Genomic DNA, 17,716 nt, shown 5'->3' with positions numbered 1-17,716 from the left:
AGCGTGATAGCAGTCCCTAGGCTTCGTGGAAAAACGCGCTGCCGCCGTGAAACGATATGCGCCCCATGAGGTGTCGAGACTAATTTTATTGTTCCTGCCAGCAATTGTCCCGCTTTGCAACGCACCGAGAAAGCCGCTCCCGTGCAGCTTGGATATACTGGTAGGAACTATCGTGCCCGCAATGCGTGTGGGTGAGTGTTTTCCCAGTCGGAGTGCCGATGTTTTTTGACGACCGCCTTGCCACTGTGCTGCGCCACCGCGCTGCCAGCGAGAATGCGGCGCGCACGCAGTTCCGGCAGCTGCTCGACCTGCTGGGGAATCGCAAATACGGTCGCGATGAAAGCCTGATTGCGGCCGCATGGCTGCGGCTTGGTGCTCTGGGCGAGCAGATCCCCGCAGCCGACCGCGCACGCATGGTCGCGGAACCCGGCTGGCGATTCCGCAGCCCCGAACTTGCCGCGCATCTGGCGGAAGACGAACCCGAAGTCGCCTCGGCCGCGCTTTCCCGCGCGGACCTCACCGAAGATGACTGGGAAGCGCTGATCCCGCGACTGCCGATCCGAGCCCGCGGTTTCCTCCGCCTGCGCCGCGATCTGCCCGAAGGTGCGGTGGTGATTCTCGAACGGCTGGGGATCCGCGATAGAGGGCTGCCGCAGCCGACCGCCAGTGCGGACGAAACTGAGGCACAGTCAAGCGGCGCGACCGAACGAGCCGAAGTGAGCGATTTCCCAGCGGCCGAGGTGGACCTCCGCGAAGCCGAAACTCCCGCGCCGCCCGAAACCGCACCTGTAGACGAGTCGATCGAGCAGCCCATCGAGCAGCTCGGTCAAGGTCCATCGGCTTTCCCCGATCTGGCGAAAGAGGCCGACAAATCGGTAGATCCGGACAGCGATCTTATGCCGATGTCGCCCCACCCGGTCGAAACGCCGCCGCCATCGCAGCCCCGCTCGGCAGTCGAGGGCGAAAAGAGCGAGATCACCGCGCTGGTCGAACGGATCGCGCAGTTCCGCCGCGACCGCGAGGCGGGCGTGCCGCCGGTCGATAATTCGCCGCAATTGCCGCTTGGCGAAATGCCCGAGAAGAACAAGCGCGGCATTACCGGCTTCGGCTTCGCCACCGATGCTGCTGGACGCATCGAATGGGCCGACCCCGCAGTGGCCCCGATGGTCATCGGCAAACGCCTCGTCCCCGCAAGGCGGCTGGGCGATGACGCGCCGGTCGACGCCATGGCGCGCGCCTTCTCTCGCCAGCAACCGATCGAAAATGCCCCACGTACGCTGGATGGCGCGCCGCAGATTACCGGCCAATGGGTAATCGACGCGCAGCCGCGCTTTGCCCGTTCGGGCGGCCGCTTCCACGGCTATGTCGGTCGTTTTCGCCGTCCTGCGCCCGAAGGGATGGTGGACCCGCGCGCAGCAGCAGAGGCCGACCGCATCCGCCAATTGCTCCACGAATTGCGCACGCCCGTAAATGCTCTGCAGGGCTTTGCCGAGGTCATTCAGCAGCAGCTGTTCGGCCCCGCCCCGCATGAATACCGCGCCATGGCCGCCGCCATCGCGGGCGATGCCGCGCGCATCCTCGCAGGTTTCGACGAGCTCGAGCGGCTGGCCCGGCTCGAAAGCGGAAACGCCAGACCTGCCGAGGGGTCTTGTGATTTCGCCGCCATAATCGGCCCGATGACGGAGCAGATCCAGCAGGTCCTCGCGCCGCGCATGGCGGGCCTCGACCTAACCCGCGAAACCTCGGGTCCGATGATTCTGAACATCGAGGAAGGCGATGCCGAAACCCTCGCGTGGCGAGTGCTCGCGACCCTTGCTGGAGCATGCGCGGCTGGCGAAACCATCGCGCTCACGCTGTCGCATGGTGAAGGTCAGGCCATCCTGACCTGTCAGCTTCCCGCCGACCTGATCTCCCAGGACGATATTTTCGCAGCCCAGACACGCCAGACAAACGCTGCCGGTCTCAGCGCCGGTCTGTTCGGTGCCGGCTTCAGCCTCCGCCTCGCCCGCGCAGAAGTGCGCGCAGCAGGGGGAGTTCTCGAGGTGAAGGACGACCGGTTGACGGTGCGGCTACCGCTCTTGACCGAGGTCGCGGGGGCCAATAGCGAAACCTCGACGATCAAACGGAGCGAGGCTGGCATCAAGCAGGGCTGAGCGCGCTCTGCCGCGGGGGAAGAAGTGCAGTGCCCGGTTCCATGCTCGACCCGCCTTCAGCATCATCGCGCGCGCAATTCGCCGCAGGGTTCGGACAGCGCACGCTGCTGACGGTCGACACCGAGGAAGACTTCGACTGGAACGCGCCCTTCAGCGCCACCGGATATGGCCTCGACCATGTCATGCGCCTGCGCAAGTTTCAGGAGTTTTGCGAAGGCATCGGGGTCAGCCCAGTCTACCTCGTCGACTGGCCCATCGTGATGTCCGAGATTGCGGTCGAAATGCTCGGCGATGCGGTCAAACGCGGCAAGGCGGAAGTCGGCATCCAGCTCCATCCCTGGGTAAACCCGCCGAAGACCGAGGAAGTGAACGCTTTCAACTCCTACGCCGGCAATCTTCCACACGAACTCGAACGCGATAAGTTCATGCGGCTTCGGGCCGAGATCGAGAAACGCTTCACGACCACTCCTATGGTTTATCGTGCCGGGCGCTACGGGCTTGGCCCCAAGTCCGCCGGCATGCTCAAGGATGCAGGCGTTGCGATCGACACTTCGGTGCGTAGCCTGTTCGACTATAGCGCGGGCCACGGTCCCGATTATTCAGGGCATCCCCTTTGGCCCTATTGGGTCGATCAGGAGCGCGCCCTGCTCGAGCTTCCAGTGACCAGCGTGTATTGGGGCATGCTGCGGAAACAGGGTGCGGCAATCCAGCGGCTCTCCCGAAAGATTCCCCAGCTCGGGGGGCTGATGTCCCGCCTCTCGCTGCTCGAACGCATCGCCTTGACGCCGGAAGGTGTGACCGCGGAAGAGGCGCTGCGCGGCATCGACATCGCGGTGGATGACGGATTGCCCGTATTGGTCCTGTCATTCCACAGCCCTTCGCTCGAACCGGGGCACACGCCCTATGTCCGCAGCGAGGACGATCTCGACGCGCTCTACGAGTGGTTCCGCCGAGTCTATGCCTATTGCGACACGCTGAAAGTCAGACCCACGACCATTGCCGAAATCATGGAGTCGGTCGTTGCCGACTGAATCGCTTGCCCGTAGGTGATATTGACCAACAGATTGTCTTGTCACCTGCGCGCACCCATTGTAGGGCGCACGCCGCATTGCTGCGTACCGGCGGAGGGCCTGTAGCTCAGTTGGTTAGAGCTGGCCGCTCATAACGGCTAGGTCGCGGGTTCGAGTCCTGCCGGGCCCACCACTGGTGGCAGGCGATGCGATGAAATCGGTCGGGGAGTGGCGCAGCTTGGTAGCGCACCTGTTTTGGGTACAGGGGGTCGCTGGTTCGAATCCAGTCTCCCCGACCAGTTTCGATGAGAGAAAATGATCCGGTGATCATTTTCCATCGAAACTCCCAACCGCAAGGGCGGGAGGACATAGGGAGCATACCTTATCTCCACCGCGACACCCACCTCCTCCACCTCCAGCCTCGAGACGCGTGCGATCTGGGCAATTGCCCTGCCCGCCATGGTGACCAATGTCGCGACCGCGCTGATCGGCGTCGGCGACATGTGGATCGTTGGGCAATTGAACGATGCCCCGACACAGGGCGCTGTCGATGTCGGCGCGCGGCTGTTCGCTGTGCTGTTCACCGTCATGAACTTCCTCAAGTCCGGGACGACCGGACTGGTCGCTCAAGAAGGCACGCGCGCGGGCGAAGAGCCTCAGGTCGCGGTCCTCGTACGAGGATTGTTCGTCGGCGCGGTGATTGCCGCGCTGCTTATCCTCGCCAAGCCCTGGCTGATGCCCTTCGCACTTGGGGCGCTCGGAGCCGAGAACGAGGTCTTGGCAGCCGCGACAATCTACGCGGATATCCGTTACTGGACTGCACCGGGCGTCATGCTCAACCTCGCGCTGATGGGCTTCCTGGTCGGCCGGCGCCAGATGATCGCGCTCTTATGGATCGAGGTCGGCTACAACGCGCTCAATGTCGGGCTCGGCCTGCTGCTGGCACTGCGCCTCGACTGGGGCATTGCCGGGATCGGCTGGTCGAGCTTCATCGCCGAATACGCCAAGCTGGCGGCCTTGGCGCTGTTCGTGATGTGCGGCGCGACGGGGCGTCATCTAAGGAGCGCATTGAACGGCGGCGCCTCGCTCGGCTGGGATAAGCTGCGGCCTTTCCTGAGCGTCAATCGCGACCTTTTCCTGCGCACGCTAGTGCTCTCGGTCGCGCTTGCATCGCTGACGCGGCTGAGCGCCGAACGCGGTCCCGAAGTGCTCGCCGCCAATGGCATCATCTACCAGCTTTTCATCCTCACCGCGCTGCTGCTGGACGGGTTTGAAAACGCAGCTCAAGTCTTGAACGGCGAACGGCTGGGTGCGAAGGATCGCGAGGGCTTCAGCGGCTATGTGCGCGCGATATTGTGGCGCGGGCTTTCCGCCGCAGCCTTGCTTGCCCTCGCCTTCGCATTGCTGGCCGACCCGATCCTCGCGAGCTTTGCCGCCACGCCCGAAGTCGCACGCGAAGCGCAGCGCCAGGCGATCTGGCTGGTGGTCATCCCGTTTGCTGGCGTCACCAGTTTCATCTTCGATGGGGTATTCGTCGGCGCCAGCTGGACGCGCGCGCTGCTGCTTTCAATGCTGGGGGCGAGCGTGGTTTTCGCCGCCTCGCTCTGGCTGACATGGCCGCTCGGCAATCAGGGGCTTTGGGGCAGCTTCGTGCTGTTCCTCGCTGTCCGCGCGCTGTTCCAGGCGGCGCTGCTGCCGCGCCGGATGCGCAAGACCTTCGCCGGTTAGGTATTGCGAATGCCCTGAAGCAGCTTTTCGTCGAAGCGCTCGCCATGCAGGACCGACACATCTCCCGTCGTTTCGAGCACAACCGCGCGCACCTGATCGAGTTCGAGCGCATTGGCCTCGCGCAGTTTGGCGATGACATCGCTTTCGCTCATGCGCGCTTGCTTCAGTGCATCGCGCAGAATCTTGCCGTCGCGCATGATCAGCAGCGGCTCGTTCTGGATCGTCTGCTCGATCAGTTCGGAAGATGATCGCAACCGCGCCGCAATGAACTGCACCAGCACGAGGCCGCCCATTCCGACGATCGCCTGGGCAAAGATTTCCCAGTTATCTGCCTGCACTGCCCCCGCCACCACGCTGCCCATCGCGACCGTCATGACGAAGTCGAAGTTCGTCATCTTGGAGAGCGTCCGCAGCCCATTGACGCGGATCAGGATTGTTACCCATATGAGTGCAAGGGCGGCGAGCACGAAGCCGCGAATGACGATGTCGGGACCGGTCTCTGAAACAAACATGCCTCTTCAACGCCTCGGTGCGCGAAGAGGTCCGCTTCTATTGTTCCATGATTGCCGGAGCGCTCGGCTCGGTCGCGGGCGGCTGGATCGGATCGGCTTCGTTGGCAAGGATCCCGACCACTTGCGTCCACACCGCGACATTCTGGCGCAGCTGGGCCTTGTCGATCTTGTCGAGCGTATCGTCGGGCGTGTGGTGCAGGTCGAAATAGCGCGTGCCGTCCTGCTGCAGGTCGATGATCGCGGTTTTCTGGTCGCGGGCGATGTTGATGTCCGCTCCGCCCGTCGCCACCGCGGTTCCATTCGACACGCCGAAGCGCGCGACTGCCGAGGCGAGCTTGGCGTGAAGATCGGAGTTGCTGGAGCGGAAATTGCTTTCGAAGCGCCAGATGCGATCCGCGCCGAAATCGCTTTCGAGACCCACCGCAATCGGCTCGTCTATATGTGCGGCGCTATAGGCTTTCGACCCCCACAGCCCGGTTTCCTCCGCGCCTGCCATCAGCACGCGAATGGTGCGCAGCGGCTGTCCGGCATCACGCACATTCAGCGCCGCCGCAGCCACGATGCCGCAGCCCGCGCCATCGTCAAACGCGCCGGTGCCGTTCCACCAGCTGTCGATGTGGCAGGCGACAAGGACCGGCGGAAGCGACGGATCGCGCCCGACGATCTCTCCCACAACATTGCCGCTGGTCGTCGTGCCGAGGTTCTTCGGCGTCAGCGTCAGCTTCAGCATGATCGGCTGGCCACCCGCACGCTCGAACATCCGTTCCAGATTGGCCGCATCGGGCAGCGAAAATGCGCCCGCCGGGATTGGCTCTACGCCTTCGGGGAAGCTCGTGCCGCCCGTATGGGGATTGCGGTGCCAGTCGGTGCCGACCGACTTGATCACGGTCGCGACCGCGCCCTTGCTCGCAGCGATACCCGCCCCGGTCCAGCGCGCGGGGCCGGCAAAGCCATATTGCGAGCCGTCCTGCGTCGGCGTCATCGAATGGCTGATATAGGCGATCTTGCCCGCCAGGCTGCCCGCAGGAGCTGCGACCAGATCGGCATGTGTGTCGAACTTGACGACTTCCGCCGTAATCCCGTTGGGACCGGTCGAAGCACTCTTGCCGAGCGGCTGGACCACGAGCGGCTGCGGGAAAGGAGAGATCACCTGCGCCTTGTGCAGATCGCCCGGGACCCAGGTATCCATCTCGAACGGTTCGTCCGCGACATTCTCGAAGCCATGTTTCTCCAGCCACGCCACCGCCCAGTCGCGGCCGCGCTTTTCCGCCTCGGTCCCCGCCTGGCGCGGGCCGACTTCGGTGGTGATGCCTTCAACGAAGTCCCAGGCGCGTTCATCCTGCTCGAGCGCCTGATCGGCGACCGCCTCGAGAGGTACCTGTGATGTTGCCTGCGCGACCGAGACGAGCGAAACCGAAGCGGCGAGCGAAAGCGCAGCGAGCGCGACCATGTTTTTTCTCATGGCCGCGCTGCTATCGCCCCTGTGTGTGCGTGTCCAGCAAGAGCTGGACGCGCGACGAAATCAGAACGTGATGCCGACCTCGACACCCCAGATGCGCGGTTCGTTGACCATCGCGGTGAGGTTGTTGAAGTCGATGCCCGACACCGCCGACACGTCATTGGTGATGTTGCGGACAAAGCCGGCCACGTCATAGCGGTCGGTTCGGTAACCGATGCGCAGCCCGCCCTCGAGCATGGAATCGTCGCTGAACTCGACCGACTCGTAGAGGAAGAACTGCACCTTCGAACGATACGCCCAGTCGGTGTAGGCGTAGATTTCACCGCTGGTGCCGGGGATCGGTTCGCTCAGGCCGAGCGACCAGTTGGCGGTCCACTTCGGCGCCTGCGGCAGTGAGTTGCCGTCGATCGAGTATATCCCGCTACCGGGGGTACGCTCCGGATCGAGCACGGTGCAAGGCGCGCCGCAACCCGCAACGAAAGCGGCCGGATCGTTGATCTGCGTGTCGTTGTAGGAAAGACCCGCGGAAAGCTCGATGCCTTCCATCGGGCGCGCCTGCAGCTCGGCTTCGAAGCCGTAACCTTCGACCTCATCCGCATTGAGCAGCGTGGTGAAGTTGTTGGCGCCGCCGACCGCGGTCAGCTGCAGGTCGTTGGTGTTGTAGTAGAACCCGCCAAGGTTGAAGCGCACCGCACCGCCAGCGAGTATCGTCTTCACACCTGCTTCGTAACTCATCGTGGTTTCGCTGTCGGCGATCGAGAGGTCGCGGCCGAACACGAGACGACCCTGGATCGACGGAGCGCGATATCCGCGCGCCACGCGGGCATAGAAGTTCACATCCTCGCCTGCCGGCACGGTCGCTGCGAGATCCCAGGTCAGCACATCGTCATCGACCGAAGCGGAAACCGGTGCCACCGGACCGCCGAAGCCGAGGAAGCCCGGACGGGTGTCGACCGGGCGCGATGCGGTCAGCGTACGCTCGTCATTGTTGTAGCGCAGGCCAGCCTGCAGGCGCAGCCCGTTGTCGAACTCGTAGAAGATCGAGCCGAACACGCCCCATGCTTCGCTGTCCTGGCGCTGTACGGCCACTGCAGCTGGGGTGGTGTCGGTCGGCGTGCCGAAGTCGAAGCTTTCGATGTCGAGCGCTTCGTCGAAATAGAACACGCCAGCCTGCCAGCCGAGCGGGCTGCCGCCGTTGGAAGCGATGCGCAGTTCCTGCGTGAACTGGTCGAGGCTAGGCACATTGTCCTGCGACTGGGCGCTGAACGGGATGAAGCCCGGTCCCATTTCGGGTGCGAAGGCATTGCCGAAGCCGCCGTCGATATCGCCGCGTGAATAGAGATTGGCATTCCAGTAGCTCGTCACCGAGGTGATCGTCACTGCGCCTGCATCATATTCAATGGTCGCGCCGATATTGGTGTTCTCGAGCGTCTGGAAGTTGAGGCCATCGGCGCGTACCTTGTCACGCTCGAACTCGGTGCCCGGTCCGCCAAGGCCAACCAGATCGTTCGAACCGGTGGCAAAGGCGTTCGCGCGGAAGACGCGCGCGGTACCGTCGAGATCGCGGTACTGGCCGACGACGCGAATGCTTAGAGCATCGGTCGGCACAAACTCGATCTGGCCGCGCACGGCGAACTCGTCGAACCCTTCGAGATCGTCACCCGGGCCATTATCGATATTGTCGACCCAGTCGCTGCGCCCCTGGTAAAGGCCGGACACGCGCACGGCGACCAGATCGCTGAGCTGCCCGCCGATGCCTGCTTCGAGATTGATCGTGTCGTAAGTGCCGTAGCTGCCGCGGACGTAATTCTCACCGCGACCCGGCTTGACCGTGTCGAACTTGACGATACCGGCGGGCGTATTGCGACCGAACAGTGTGCCCTGCGGGCCGCGCAGCACTTCCACGCGGTCGAGGTCGAACACGGGGAAGCCCTTGAGCACCGGGTTTTCCAGCACGACGTCGTCATAGACGAGACTGACCGGCTGTGACGCGTTGAGGTCGAAGTCGGTATTGCCAAGCCCGCGGATGTAAAAGCGCGGGAAGGTCCGGCCGAAGGAGCTTTCGATATTGAGGCTGGGTACGCGGCCCGAAAGCGCACGGATGTCCGCGCCTGCGCCGGTCGCGACCTGAAGCGCCTCTGCATCGAGCGTGCCCACCGAAACCGGCACTTCCTGCAGGTTTTCCTCGCGACGCTGCGCCGTGACGATGATGGTGCCGACGCCGGTCTCGTCCTCGGCAGTCGTGTCGGCATCCTGTGCATAGGCGGGAGCTGCGATGCCGGCGACGGAGATGGCGATGAGGGCGGCGGAAGCAAAAAGACGCGAAGGTGACTGCATGATCATGATCCCTGTTGACGCTGGTCGGCCGTGAAAACGCACTCTCGCGTTCCGGCAGGACTAGCGACCCGATTGCAATTGAAACCGCTGCGCAAAATCGCCGCAATTCAGCGTTCGGTCAATTTGCTGTTGCCAGAACGTCGCACAATTCAGGAGGGCGTTGCAGTTGCGCCACGGCGATGAATCCGATCACGCAGCGGCGGCAGCGCGCTCTGCTTCGGCATCGAGCTTCGACGCGGTCCGATCACCCGTTTTGCGGTCGGCGGGTTTGCCCGCGGAAACCACCTTGTTGCGGCCGTTTTCCTTGGCATCGTAGAGGTAGCTGTCAGCCCTTGCGAAGAGCTTGCGATAAGGTTCGCCGCTGCGCCACTCGGTCACACCGAAGCTGGCGGTAAGGTGGATGTTTTCGCTGATACCATCATGCGCCATCTGCGCGAAAGCGTGGCGGATACGCTCCGCCAGCTTGTGGGCCGAATTCTCGGGACAGTTCCAGATCAGAATGCAGAACTCTTCGCCCCCGATCCGGCCCACGATGTCGACATCGCGCACCATGGTCTGGATCAGTTTGCCGAAATTGGCGATGGCCTGATCGCCTGCCTGGTGGCCCCACAGATCGTTCACCTGCTTGAAGTGATCGATATCGGCGACGACCAGGCTCGCTGGCACATCGTCGTGACGGGCACGGTCTAGCAAGTCGTCGATGTCTGCCTCAAACGCGCGACGATTGCGCAAACCTGTCAGCAGGTCGCGATCCGACTTGTCGCGGATCGAGCTGACGAGGTCGGAGACGCAGGCGCCGACCAGAGTCATGGCGGTCATGAGCGACATGATCGCAAGAGCGAGGTTGAGCACCGAGTAGTAGACGGATTCGCGATAATCCGACGCCTGGATGCTCTGCTCGACCAGCAGCGTCAGGACCGGACGAATGAAGAAATTGATCGCACTCGCCACGAACAGCCCGATCACGAGAATATCGAACAGCTCGCGCCTCCGCGAATGCAAGAGGGTGAGCGCACCAAATGCGAACATCACGCCGTAGCTGGTATTGACGATATAGAGACGGGGCGCGACATCGTCGGTCACGGCCACAGCTATAGCCAGGACAATTGCGGCAACGACGTAGGTCACGACGATCGGGCCGACCATCAGCGGCTGGTTAATGCGGCGCGTTGCCCCCCACAGTAGCGAAACGGTCCCCGCAGTGTAGAGCGCCTGCGTGGCGTGGAAGAGGTAAGCGGAAGTGGGATCGAGCAGATGTGTCGCGGCAAAGCCAAGCGCAAAGAACAGATAGCTCGCGGCGAAACCCAGCACATATGCGTCCATCTTGCCGCGCCACCACAAAAGGAGGAACGTGGCAAAGAAGACCAGCGCCATGAGCGGCGTCGTCAAGCCTATGATTTGCGTGTTCATTCACCCCTTCCATCCGGCTCCTTCCGGTTTAGAAGATATTGGTTAACCAACTCTTGTGGGGATCCGCGATACTTGTGATTTCGTTAATTTAATCAGCGGTCTTGCAGCCAGTTTCGCCTTAAAGATTGGTGCTGGGTCCGCGACAGAAGCGAAGCGTCTATCAGCCGACTGCGCGCATGGACAACTGGCCTGTATCGGCGGCTTCGTCAGCGTTCCGGCGGCCTGCTCCTCGTCTGGCACCCTCGGTCTTCACGCAGTTGCGCCCGGCATCCTTGGCTTCGTACAGTGCAGCGTCGGCCCTTGCGAAGAGCTTGCCGTAGCCCTCGCCCTCGCGCCAGCAGGCCACACCGAAGCTCGCCGTGATACTGACATTCTCGCTGATCCCGTCATGCCGCATCGCGGCAAAGGCGCGCCGCACACGGTCGGCCATGTTGCTCGCATCGTCGAGGTTGCAGTTCCACACCATGATGCAGAACTCCTCCCCGCCGATCCTCCCGCAAATATCCTCGGAGCGGACGATGGAGCCGATCAGGCTGCCGAAGGCGGCGATCGCATTGTCGCCCGCCTGGTGTCCCCACAGGTCGTTGACCTGCTTGAAGTGATCGATGTCGCCGACGATCATGGCTACATCGCGCCCTTCCTTGCTGCTCCGCTCGAGCATGTCCATCGCGCCCTCCTCGAACGGGCGGCGCAGGCGCAGTCCGGTCAGGGCGTCGATCTGCGAGCTCGACTTGAGGCTGGCGATCTGGTCGGAGATGACAGCGGCCAGGATCACTCCTGCCAGCATCAAGGTGAAGAGCGCGGCGGTCACGATGAGTATCGCGTGCCCCGCTGAATCCCGATAGCTTGCCGCGGTCAGGTTCTCGACCATCATCATCACCGCAACGGGCCGCAGGAAGAATTGAAGGGCGGTGATACCGAAAGCCCAGATCATCGCCCGGTCGACCACATCCTTCGAACCCGAAGCCGCCATCAGTTGCGCCGCCATCGTCATGACGATCCCGCAATAGGCGTTGAGGAGGTAGAGATTGACCGTGAAATTGCCCTGTTGCAGCGACAGCGCGTTGATTGCCAGCATCAGGGCTAGACCCGCTCCCCAGAGCGCAAGTGGTGCTTTCTTGCCGACCCGCGCACAGGCAGCCCAGGCGAGCGCGACGGTGCCGCCGCCCGAACAGAGCTGGGCGATCGCGTGCATGGAGACGCTGCCCCAGCCCAGCACGTAGTGATTGAGCGTCAGGCTGACGCCGATCGCGATCGGCGCGACCACGAAACCGAGCAGGTAATGCGATCGCTTGTCGCGCAACCAGACGAGCAAGGCTGCGGCTGCAAAGATCAGAGACATGCCCGGAATTATGATCCCGAGTACCTGGTCAGACACGTGCGCCCCCTGCGAAAACTCACCTGGCTGCCTAGTTGGTCAAGGTTAATTCCAAGCTAAATCCCGCGCCGCCATTCGCGCCTTGCCCTCAGCGCCGCCGCCCACTATCTGCGCGTGTAAATCCCGCTCATTCGCAAGATACTCGAAGGACCCGCCAGATGGCCGCGCAATACGCCTATGTCATGAAGAACATGACCAAGAGCTTCCCCGGTGCTCAGAAGCCCGTGCTCTCCAACATCAACCTGCAGTTCTACCAGGGCGCGAAGATCGGCATCGTCGGGCCCAACGGCGCGGGCAAGTCCACGCTGATGAAGATCATGGCCGGGATCGACACCGATTTCAGTGGCGAGGCATGGCCCGGTGAGAACATCACCGTCGGCTATCTGCCGCAGGAGCCCGAGCTCGATCCGACCAAGACCGTGCTCGAAAACGTCAAGGACGGCGCGCGCGACATCGCCGACAAGGTCGATGAGTACAATGCGATCGCCGCCGAAATGGCCGAGCCCGATGCCGACTTCGAAGCGCTCGGCGAAAAGATGGCCGAATTGCAGACCGAGATCGACGCGGTCGACGGCTGGACGCTCGACAACCAGCTCGAAATCGCGATGGAGGCTCTGCGTTGCCCGCCGTCCGATGCCTCGGTCGAAAACCTTTCAGGCGGTGAGAAGCGCCGCGTCGCCCTCACCCGCCTGCTGATCCAGAAACCGTCGATCCTGCTGCTGGACGAGCCGACCAACCACCTCGATGCGGAAAGCGTCGAATGGCTCGAGAACCACCTCAAGGAATATGCCGGCGCCGTGCTGATGATCACCCACGATCGCTACTTCCTCGACAATGTGGTCGGCTGGATCCTCGAACTCGACCGCGGAACCTACTATCCGTACGAAGGCAACTATTCGACCTATCTCGAGAAGAAGGCGAAGCGTCTCGAACAGGAATCGCGCGAAGAATCGGGTCGCCAGAAATCGCTGTCGCGCGAGCTCGAATGGATCCGGCAGTCGCCCAGCGCGCGCCAGACCAAGTCGAAGGCGCGTATCCGCAAGTTCGAACAACTGCAGGACGCCCAGCAGGATCGCAAGCCGGGCAAGGCGCAGATCGTCATTCAGGTGCCCGAGCGTCTGGGCGGCAAGGTGATCGAGGCGAAGAACATCTCCAAGGCCTATGGCGACAAGCTGCTGTTCGAAAACCTCTCCTTCATGCTGCCTCCGGGCGGCATCGTCGGCGTGATCGGCCCCAACGGCGCCGGCAAGTCCACGCTGTTCAAGATGATCACCGGGCAGGAAACGCCGGACAGCGGCACGATCGAAATCGGCGAGACCGTGCACCTCGGCTATGTCGACCAGAGCCGCGACGACCTCACCGCGTCGAACAACGTTTGGGAGGAGATTTCGGACGGGCTCGATTATATGAAGGTCAACGGCCACGACATGTCGACGCGAGCCTATGTCGGCGCGTTCAACTTCAAGGGCGCGGACCAGCAGAAGAACGTCGGCAAGCTGTCCGGCGGTGAGCGCAACCGCGTGCACATGGCCAAGATGCTCAAGCAGGGCGGCAACGTGCTGCTGCTGGACGAGCCGACCAACGACCTCGACGTCGAGACGCTGGGTGCGCTCGAGGAAGCGATCGAGAACTTCGCCGGCTGCGCCGTGGTCATCTCGCACGACCGCTTCTTCCTCGATCGCCTCGCGACGCACATCCTCGCCTTCGAAGGCAACAGCCATGTCGAATGGTTCGAAGGCAACTTCGAGGCATACGAGGAAGACAAGCGCCGCCGGCTGGGTGATGCTGCTGATCGTCCGACGCGCCTCGCTTACAAGAAGCTGACGAGGTGACCCCAAGCCGAATTGCGACCCACGCTCGCGGACGTCTCCTCACCGCCTGACTTCCGCCTCTGTCGTTTTCAGACAATATTCGCGCGCAAACCGCGGATAGCGTGGGGCATCGCAATGGGGGGCTGTTGACGTGAAGACACTGGTCGAGAAGGCTTATTTTCCGGTTGTGGGCGTATTTCTGCTCGCTTTGTCCCTGGTAGCTTTTTCAGACAATCTCTTCACCGACATCGGGCAACCTTCGAACAGAGAACCCCGGTTCATCATCCATGGCCTCTTCGCGCTGGTCTGGTTTACTCTCCTGGCTGTGCAGCCAAACCTGATCGCTACAGGCAATGTGAAATTGCACCGTAAGCTGGGAGGTCTTGGTGCGATTGCCGCAGCCGGTCTCGTCCTTACGACAGGCTATTTGCAGACACTGCACTATGTTCGGAACGACGGGCTCTCCGGCCTTGCCCTGATCAACTCGATCATGGCCGCAGCTTTCGCTGTGTGCGTGTCCTTCGCCATTGCCAATCGCAGCCGTCCCGAATTGCACAAGCGGCTCATGATGATCGGCACGTTCCTGATCCTCGAACCGCTGGCTTCGCGCGCTGCGGGTCATTTGGGTCTCTCGCCGATGAGCACGGTTCCGCTCGTCTGGCTGGTGCTTTTTCTCAGCCTGATCGTGCGCGACCGGATCGTGCTCGGTCGGTTTACGAAACTGCCCTTCGCAGGTCTCGCTTTCCTGATCGCGGTCTTGATCTTGATCCCTATCGGACCATCTTAGAAGAAGTCTGCGAGCAACTGGGCCTGCCATTTGACACGCCGCGCCCGACTTGCGAGACTCCAGAACAGGCATTCAACCCATGAATGCCGCGAGATCGAGCGTCCGCACGCGGCCATGCCGCACTATTCAGCCGGGCGCATTCCTGAAGGCGCAAATGAGCGCCACAAACACGAAATCCCAAAAGGATATTCATGACCACTCCCAACAACGGTGACACCGTCACCATCGATTATGTTCTCAAGCGCACCGACGGCGAAGTCGTCGGCAACACGCAAGAGGTCGGCCCGCAGCAGGTCCAGCTCGGCAGCGGCCAGATCTTCCCCGCGATCGAAGAAGCGCTCACGAGCATGGAGGTTGGCGACCAGCAATCCGTTGCGATCGCTTCGGACAATGCGTTCGGCCCGCGTCAGGAAGCGCTTGTGATCGACATTCCGCGCGGCAACCTGCCGCCCGAACCGGCCCCGGAGCCCGGCATGGCGCTGCAGGCGCAGTCGCCCGACGGCCAGCCAATGACGCTCTACATCCTCGAAGTGGGGGACGAGACGGTGAAGGCTGACGGCAATCACCCGCTCGCCGGCGAAGACCTGACCTTCGACGTGACCCTGCGCGATATCAAGCAGGCTGCATAACCAGAGTTTCGGCAGGCGGTTGGCGATCCGGGCGCGTTGCCCCTGCCACCGCCTGCCGATCTCTCACTTCAATACGGCAGCTCCTGTCACCAGGCCTTCTGCCATCCGATCATCAGCGACCAGTCGCTCGCCAGCTGCGGGCCGTTGAGATCCTGATAGACCGGCTTTCCCAGTTCTATCCCGAGCCGGTGTCCCGCCAGCGCGCCATGCGTGCCGACGAAGTTCACCCCGGCCAGCAGATCGACCCGTTCCCCGCCATATAGATCGGGATTGGCGCCCTGCGTCGGTCCCATGATGGCCGGGTCCATCCCGTCGATGCTGCCCATCGTGCGCGCCTTGGCCCGCGCCGACAGGCTGACCCATTGCGCCGGTCGATAGCTGACCCAAGCGGTGCTCTCGTAGATATCGCCGAAGCTGTAACCCTGGGTGTTATCGCCCAGCTTGAGCGAGGCGCTGCCCTGCACGCCGTAGCCTATCTTGCCGCGCCGCGCCTTGTAGGTCAGCGCCGGTTCGAAATCCCAGGTACCGGTGCCCAGCTGCATGCCGTAAGCCATGCGCATGGTCATGGTAGTGCCCATCGGCGTCAGAACCTCGTCCGTTTTGGTGCGTGAACCTGTCGGCACGTTGAAACCTGCCTTGAGGTAGAGCTCGTCGCGGCGGTCGGCGGTCTTGTCGGGTAGCGGCAGCAACGGGATGATCGCCATCGCCTTCATGTCGCCGAACCCCTCGACGCTCGACTGGAAGCGGCCAAGCTCGGCCGTGCCCATGCCGCCCTGAAATGTGAGCGCGTCCGTCTCCTTGGTCACATAGGTCGCGCCGATTGCCAGCGTGAAGGCATCAACCGGCGCATACATTGCCCCGATCATCACCATCTCGGCCCGCATGGCTTCGGGCACGACGCGCAGGGTCGGCGGCTGCATCGGCATACCGGCAAAGCGATTGGGCACGGTGGTGGTGATTGTTTCGGGCGTGACGTCATCCGTGCCGATCTGGTTGCCCGCCATTCCCATGTGCATATAGCGGGCGGACAGCATGATCTCGCCCTTCTTGTGTGCATGATCGCCCATCACGCCGATCGGCGCGTGGTCGTCTGCATTGATGCTGTGCGCATGGGCGGCAAACGGGACAAGCGAAGCGGTGAGCGCGAGTGCGCCCACCAGTAAATTACTGGATTTCATGATTTTTCATTCCTGATTTTGGTGTTGGAGCGCCACAAGGCGCAATCCGGTAGGCTCAGGAAAGAACGGGCGGACCTGTCGCCGGAGGAAGCCCTTGCGGGAATATGCCGGTCAGCGCGAGTGGCAGCTGGCCGGTCGGCTCGATACAGCCGATGCAGGCCGCAACAAGGGCTGGCGAAGGCGGGATATCGATCGCACCCGCGCCGCCTGCAAACTCGCACTCCTTGTTGATCTTGGTCTCGTCATGAAACCGGTCACCCGATGGGCTACCGGATTCGTCGCTGCCTGCCTCGGCAGCGAGCACTTCGTGCAGCGGATCGTCCGAAGAGACCGTGCGAGTGACGGGTCCGCTTCCGGTACAGATCGTGATGACAAAGGTCCCGTCCTGCGCCTGAGCCGGCATGAAACCGGCAGGCGAGAATTGCGCGCCGATCAGGGCCAGCATCGCCAGAAGGAAACCGCGCAGGGTCATGTGCGTCCGATTACAGCGCGCCGCTCGTTTCTCAAGCAATTTGCGAAGGATCGGTGTTGGCCTTTTCCTACTCGCGCTGCGCCCGCTAGCGAGAGAGGCATGAGCACTTTCCCTATCTCCCATCGCTTGCGCAATTCTGTAGGCAAAGTGTCAAGCGAGCATTCAGGCCATTTTCCCAATAAGATCAGTGACTTGATACGGAAACAGGCACCTGACAGGGTGTCAATTGTGTCAAGTTTGTTGGAAAACTCAGGGCGCGACCCAGCGCCCTTCCCACTCGCCGCGGGCTTTTCGCGAAAACTGCGCGCGAACATGGCCGGTATGCGCAAGGTAGAACCAGTCGAGCGAATGCAGTTCGACGATGAGGCAGGCGAAGTTCTCGCGCGCCGGGACGACTTCGTGGGTTTCGGGTTCGACACCCTCGAACTCTGCAGGAAGGCCGGATGTCGGCGTATCGGAAACGGCGCCCGGCCCTTCGCCCAGATAGCAGCGCCGCGCGAAATTGGTGCTTTCCTCCCAGGCCGCATCGACCAGCGGCGTGTCGGTCTCTATCCGCCCCTGCCCGCGCACGCGAAGCTGCAGCTTTGCCTCGCGGTCGTAGAATAGTACGCCGACCGGTGCGCCGGCCCCGATTGTCTGCACCTTGGGCGCGCGTGCATCGGTGTTGAAACGCAGCGTCCAAAGGTCGCGGTCGAACGCGCGCAGCACCATCACCCGCGCATCGGCATCGGCTGTCGCAACCACGGGTGTGTGCATCGCGCTCTTGCGGTCGCTCGCCCCCTCGGCGAGGCGCTGCACAATATCGGCGCGAACGTGATCGAATGTGTCGAACATGCAAGGGTCGCCATCTGC

The 17,716-nt window shown here is 62.6% G+C and carries 14 protein-coding genes and 2 tRNA genes; 8 read left to right on the top strand and 8 right to left on the bottom strand.

The window, feature by feature from the left end; genetic code table 11:
- Positions 1-218 precede the first annotated feature (218 nt).
- The 5 genes from CCE89_RS11225 (at position 219) to CCE89_RS11205 (ending at position 4,891) form a co-directional block, all read left to right on the top strand.
- Entirely contained in the window at positions 219-2,153 is a 1,935-nt protein-coding gene (locus CCE89_RS11225; protein WP_086438181.1) for a histidine kinase dimerization/phospho-acceptor domain-containing protein, read from the top strand.
- 29 nt (positions 2,154-2,182) lie between these two features.
- Positions 2,183-3,184, top strand: a complete 1,002-nt coding sequence (locus CCE89_RS11220; RefSeq protein ID WP_086438180.1) for a polysaccharide deacetylase family protein — start codon at positions 2,183-2,185, stop codon at positions 3,182-3,184.
- 95 nt (positions 3,185-3,279) lie between these two features.
- Positions 3,280-3,356, top strand: a tRNA-Ile gene (locus tag CCE89_RS11215).
- A gap of 29 nt (positions 3,357-3,385) precedes the next feature.
- Positions 3,386-3,462, top strand: a tRNA-Pro gene (locus tag CCE89_RS11210).
- 160 nt (positions 3,463-3,622) lie between these two features.
- The gene (locus CCE89_RS11205; protein ID WP_086438179.1) at positions 3,623-4,891 is read left to right on the top strand and encodes an MATE family efflux transporter; all 1,269 of its coding nucleotides are present in this window, start codon (positions 3,623-3,625) and stop codon (positions 4,889-4,891) included.
- Here CCE89_RS11205 and CCE89_RS11200 read toward each other — a convergent pair.
- From CCE89_RS11200 to CCE89_RS11180, 5 genes are all read right to left on the bottom strand, one after another.
- Positions 4,888-5,403, bottom strand: a complete 516-nt coding sequence (locus CCE89_RS11200) for a DUF421 domain-containing protein (RefSeq protein ID WP_086438178.1) — start codon at positions 5,401-5,403, stop codon at positions 4,888-4,890. The genes CCE89_RS11205 and CCE89_RS11200 overlap by 4 nt on opposite strands.
- A 37-nt stretch (positions 5,404-5,440) precedes the next feature.
- Positions 5,441-6,865, bottom strand: a complete 1,425-nt coding sequence (locus CCE89_RS11195; protein WP_086438177.1) for a M20/M25/M40 family metallo-hydrolase — start codon at positions 6,863-6,865, stop codon at positions 5,441-5,443.
- Between the two features lie 60 nt (positions 6,866-6,925).
- A complete protein-coding gene (locus tag CCE89_RS11190; protein ID WP_086438783.1) occupies positions 6,926-9,199 on the bottom strand; it encodes a TonB-dependent receptor in 2,274 nt (757 codons plus the stop codon).
- Between the two features lie 189 nt (positions 9,200-9,388).
- On the bottom strand, positions 9,389-10,609 hold the full coding sequence (locus CCE89_RS11185) for a GGDEF domain-containing protein (protein WP_086438176.1): 1,221 nt from the start codon (positions 10,607-10,609) through the stop codon (positions 9,389-9,391).
- A gap of 160 nt (positions 10,610-10,769) precedes the next feature.
- The gene (locus CCE89_RS11180) at positions 10,770-11,987 is read right to left on the bottom strand and encodes a GGDEF domain-containing protein (RefSeq protein WP_143256029.1); all 1,218 of its coding nucleotides are present in this window, start codon (positions 11,985-11,987) and stop codon (positions 10,770-10,772) included.
- 158 nt (positions 11,988-12,145) lie between these two features.
- Between CCE89_RS11180 and ettA the strand changes: the two genes are divergently transcribed.
- From ettA to CCE89_RS11165, 3 genes are all read left to right on the top strand, one after another.
- Positions 12,146-13,819, top strand: coding sequence for an energy-dependent translational throttle protein EttA (gene ettA, locus CCE89_RS11175; protein WP_086438174.1), 1,674 nt, complete (start codon positions 12,146-12,148; stop codon positions 13,817-13,819).
- A gap of 130 nt (positions 13,820-13,949) precedes the next feature.
- The gene (locus CCE89_RS11170; RefSeq protein ID WP_086438173.1) at positions 13,950-14,585 is read left to right on the top strand and encodes a hypothetical protein; all 636 of its coding nucleotides are present in this window, start codon (positions 13,950-13,952) and stop codon (positions 14,583-14,585) included.
- 191 nt (positions 14,586-14,776) lie between these two features.
- The gene (locus CCE89_RS11165; RefSeq protein WP_086438172.1) at positions 14,777-15,214 is read left to right on the top strand and encodes an FKBP-type peptidyl-prolyl cis-trans isomerase; all 438 of its coding nucleotides are present in this window, start codon (positions 14,777-14,779) and stop codon (positions 15,212-15,214) included.
- An 86-nt stretch (positions 15,215-15,300) separates the two neighbouring features.
- On the opposite strand, the gene CCE89_RS11160 is transcribed toward CCE89_RS11165, so the two are convergent.
- The 3 genes from CCE89_RS11160 to CCE89_RS11150 all read right to left on the bottom strand — a co-directional run bounded on the left by CCE89_RS11160 (position 15,301) and on the right by CCE89_RS11150 (position 17,698).
- Positions 15,301-16,392, bottom strand: a complete 1,092-nt coding sequence (locus CCE89_RS11160; RefSeq protein ID WP_086438171.1) for an alpha-amylase — start codon at positions 16,390-16,392, stop codon at positions 15,301-15,303.
- 55 nt (positions 16,393-16,447) lie between these two features.
- Entirely contained in the window at positions 16,448-16,864 is a 417-nt protein-coding gene (locus CCE89_RS11155; RefSeq protein ID WP_086438170.1) for a hypothetical protein, read from the bottom strand.
- Between the two features lie 249 nt (positions 16,865-17,113).
- Entirely contained in the window at positions 17,114-17,698 is a 585-nt protein-coding gene (locus tag CCE89_RS11150) for a pyridoxamine 5'-phosphate oxidase family protein (RefSeq protein WP_086438782.1), read from the bottom strand.
- Between the last annotated feature and the right edge of the window lie 18 nt (positions 17,699-17,716).

It is taken from the genome of Altererythrobacter xiamenensis (assembly GCF_900177715.1).
GTDB lineage: Bacteria > Pseudomonadota > Alphaproteobacteria > Sphingomonadales > Sphingomonadaceae > Erythrobacter > Erythrobacter xiamenensis.
The sequence above is the reverse complement of the archived record's forward strand: the minus strand, read 5'-3'. Positions and strand labels throughout refer to the sequence as shown.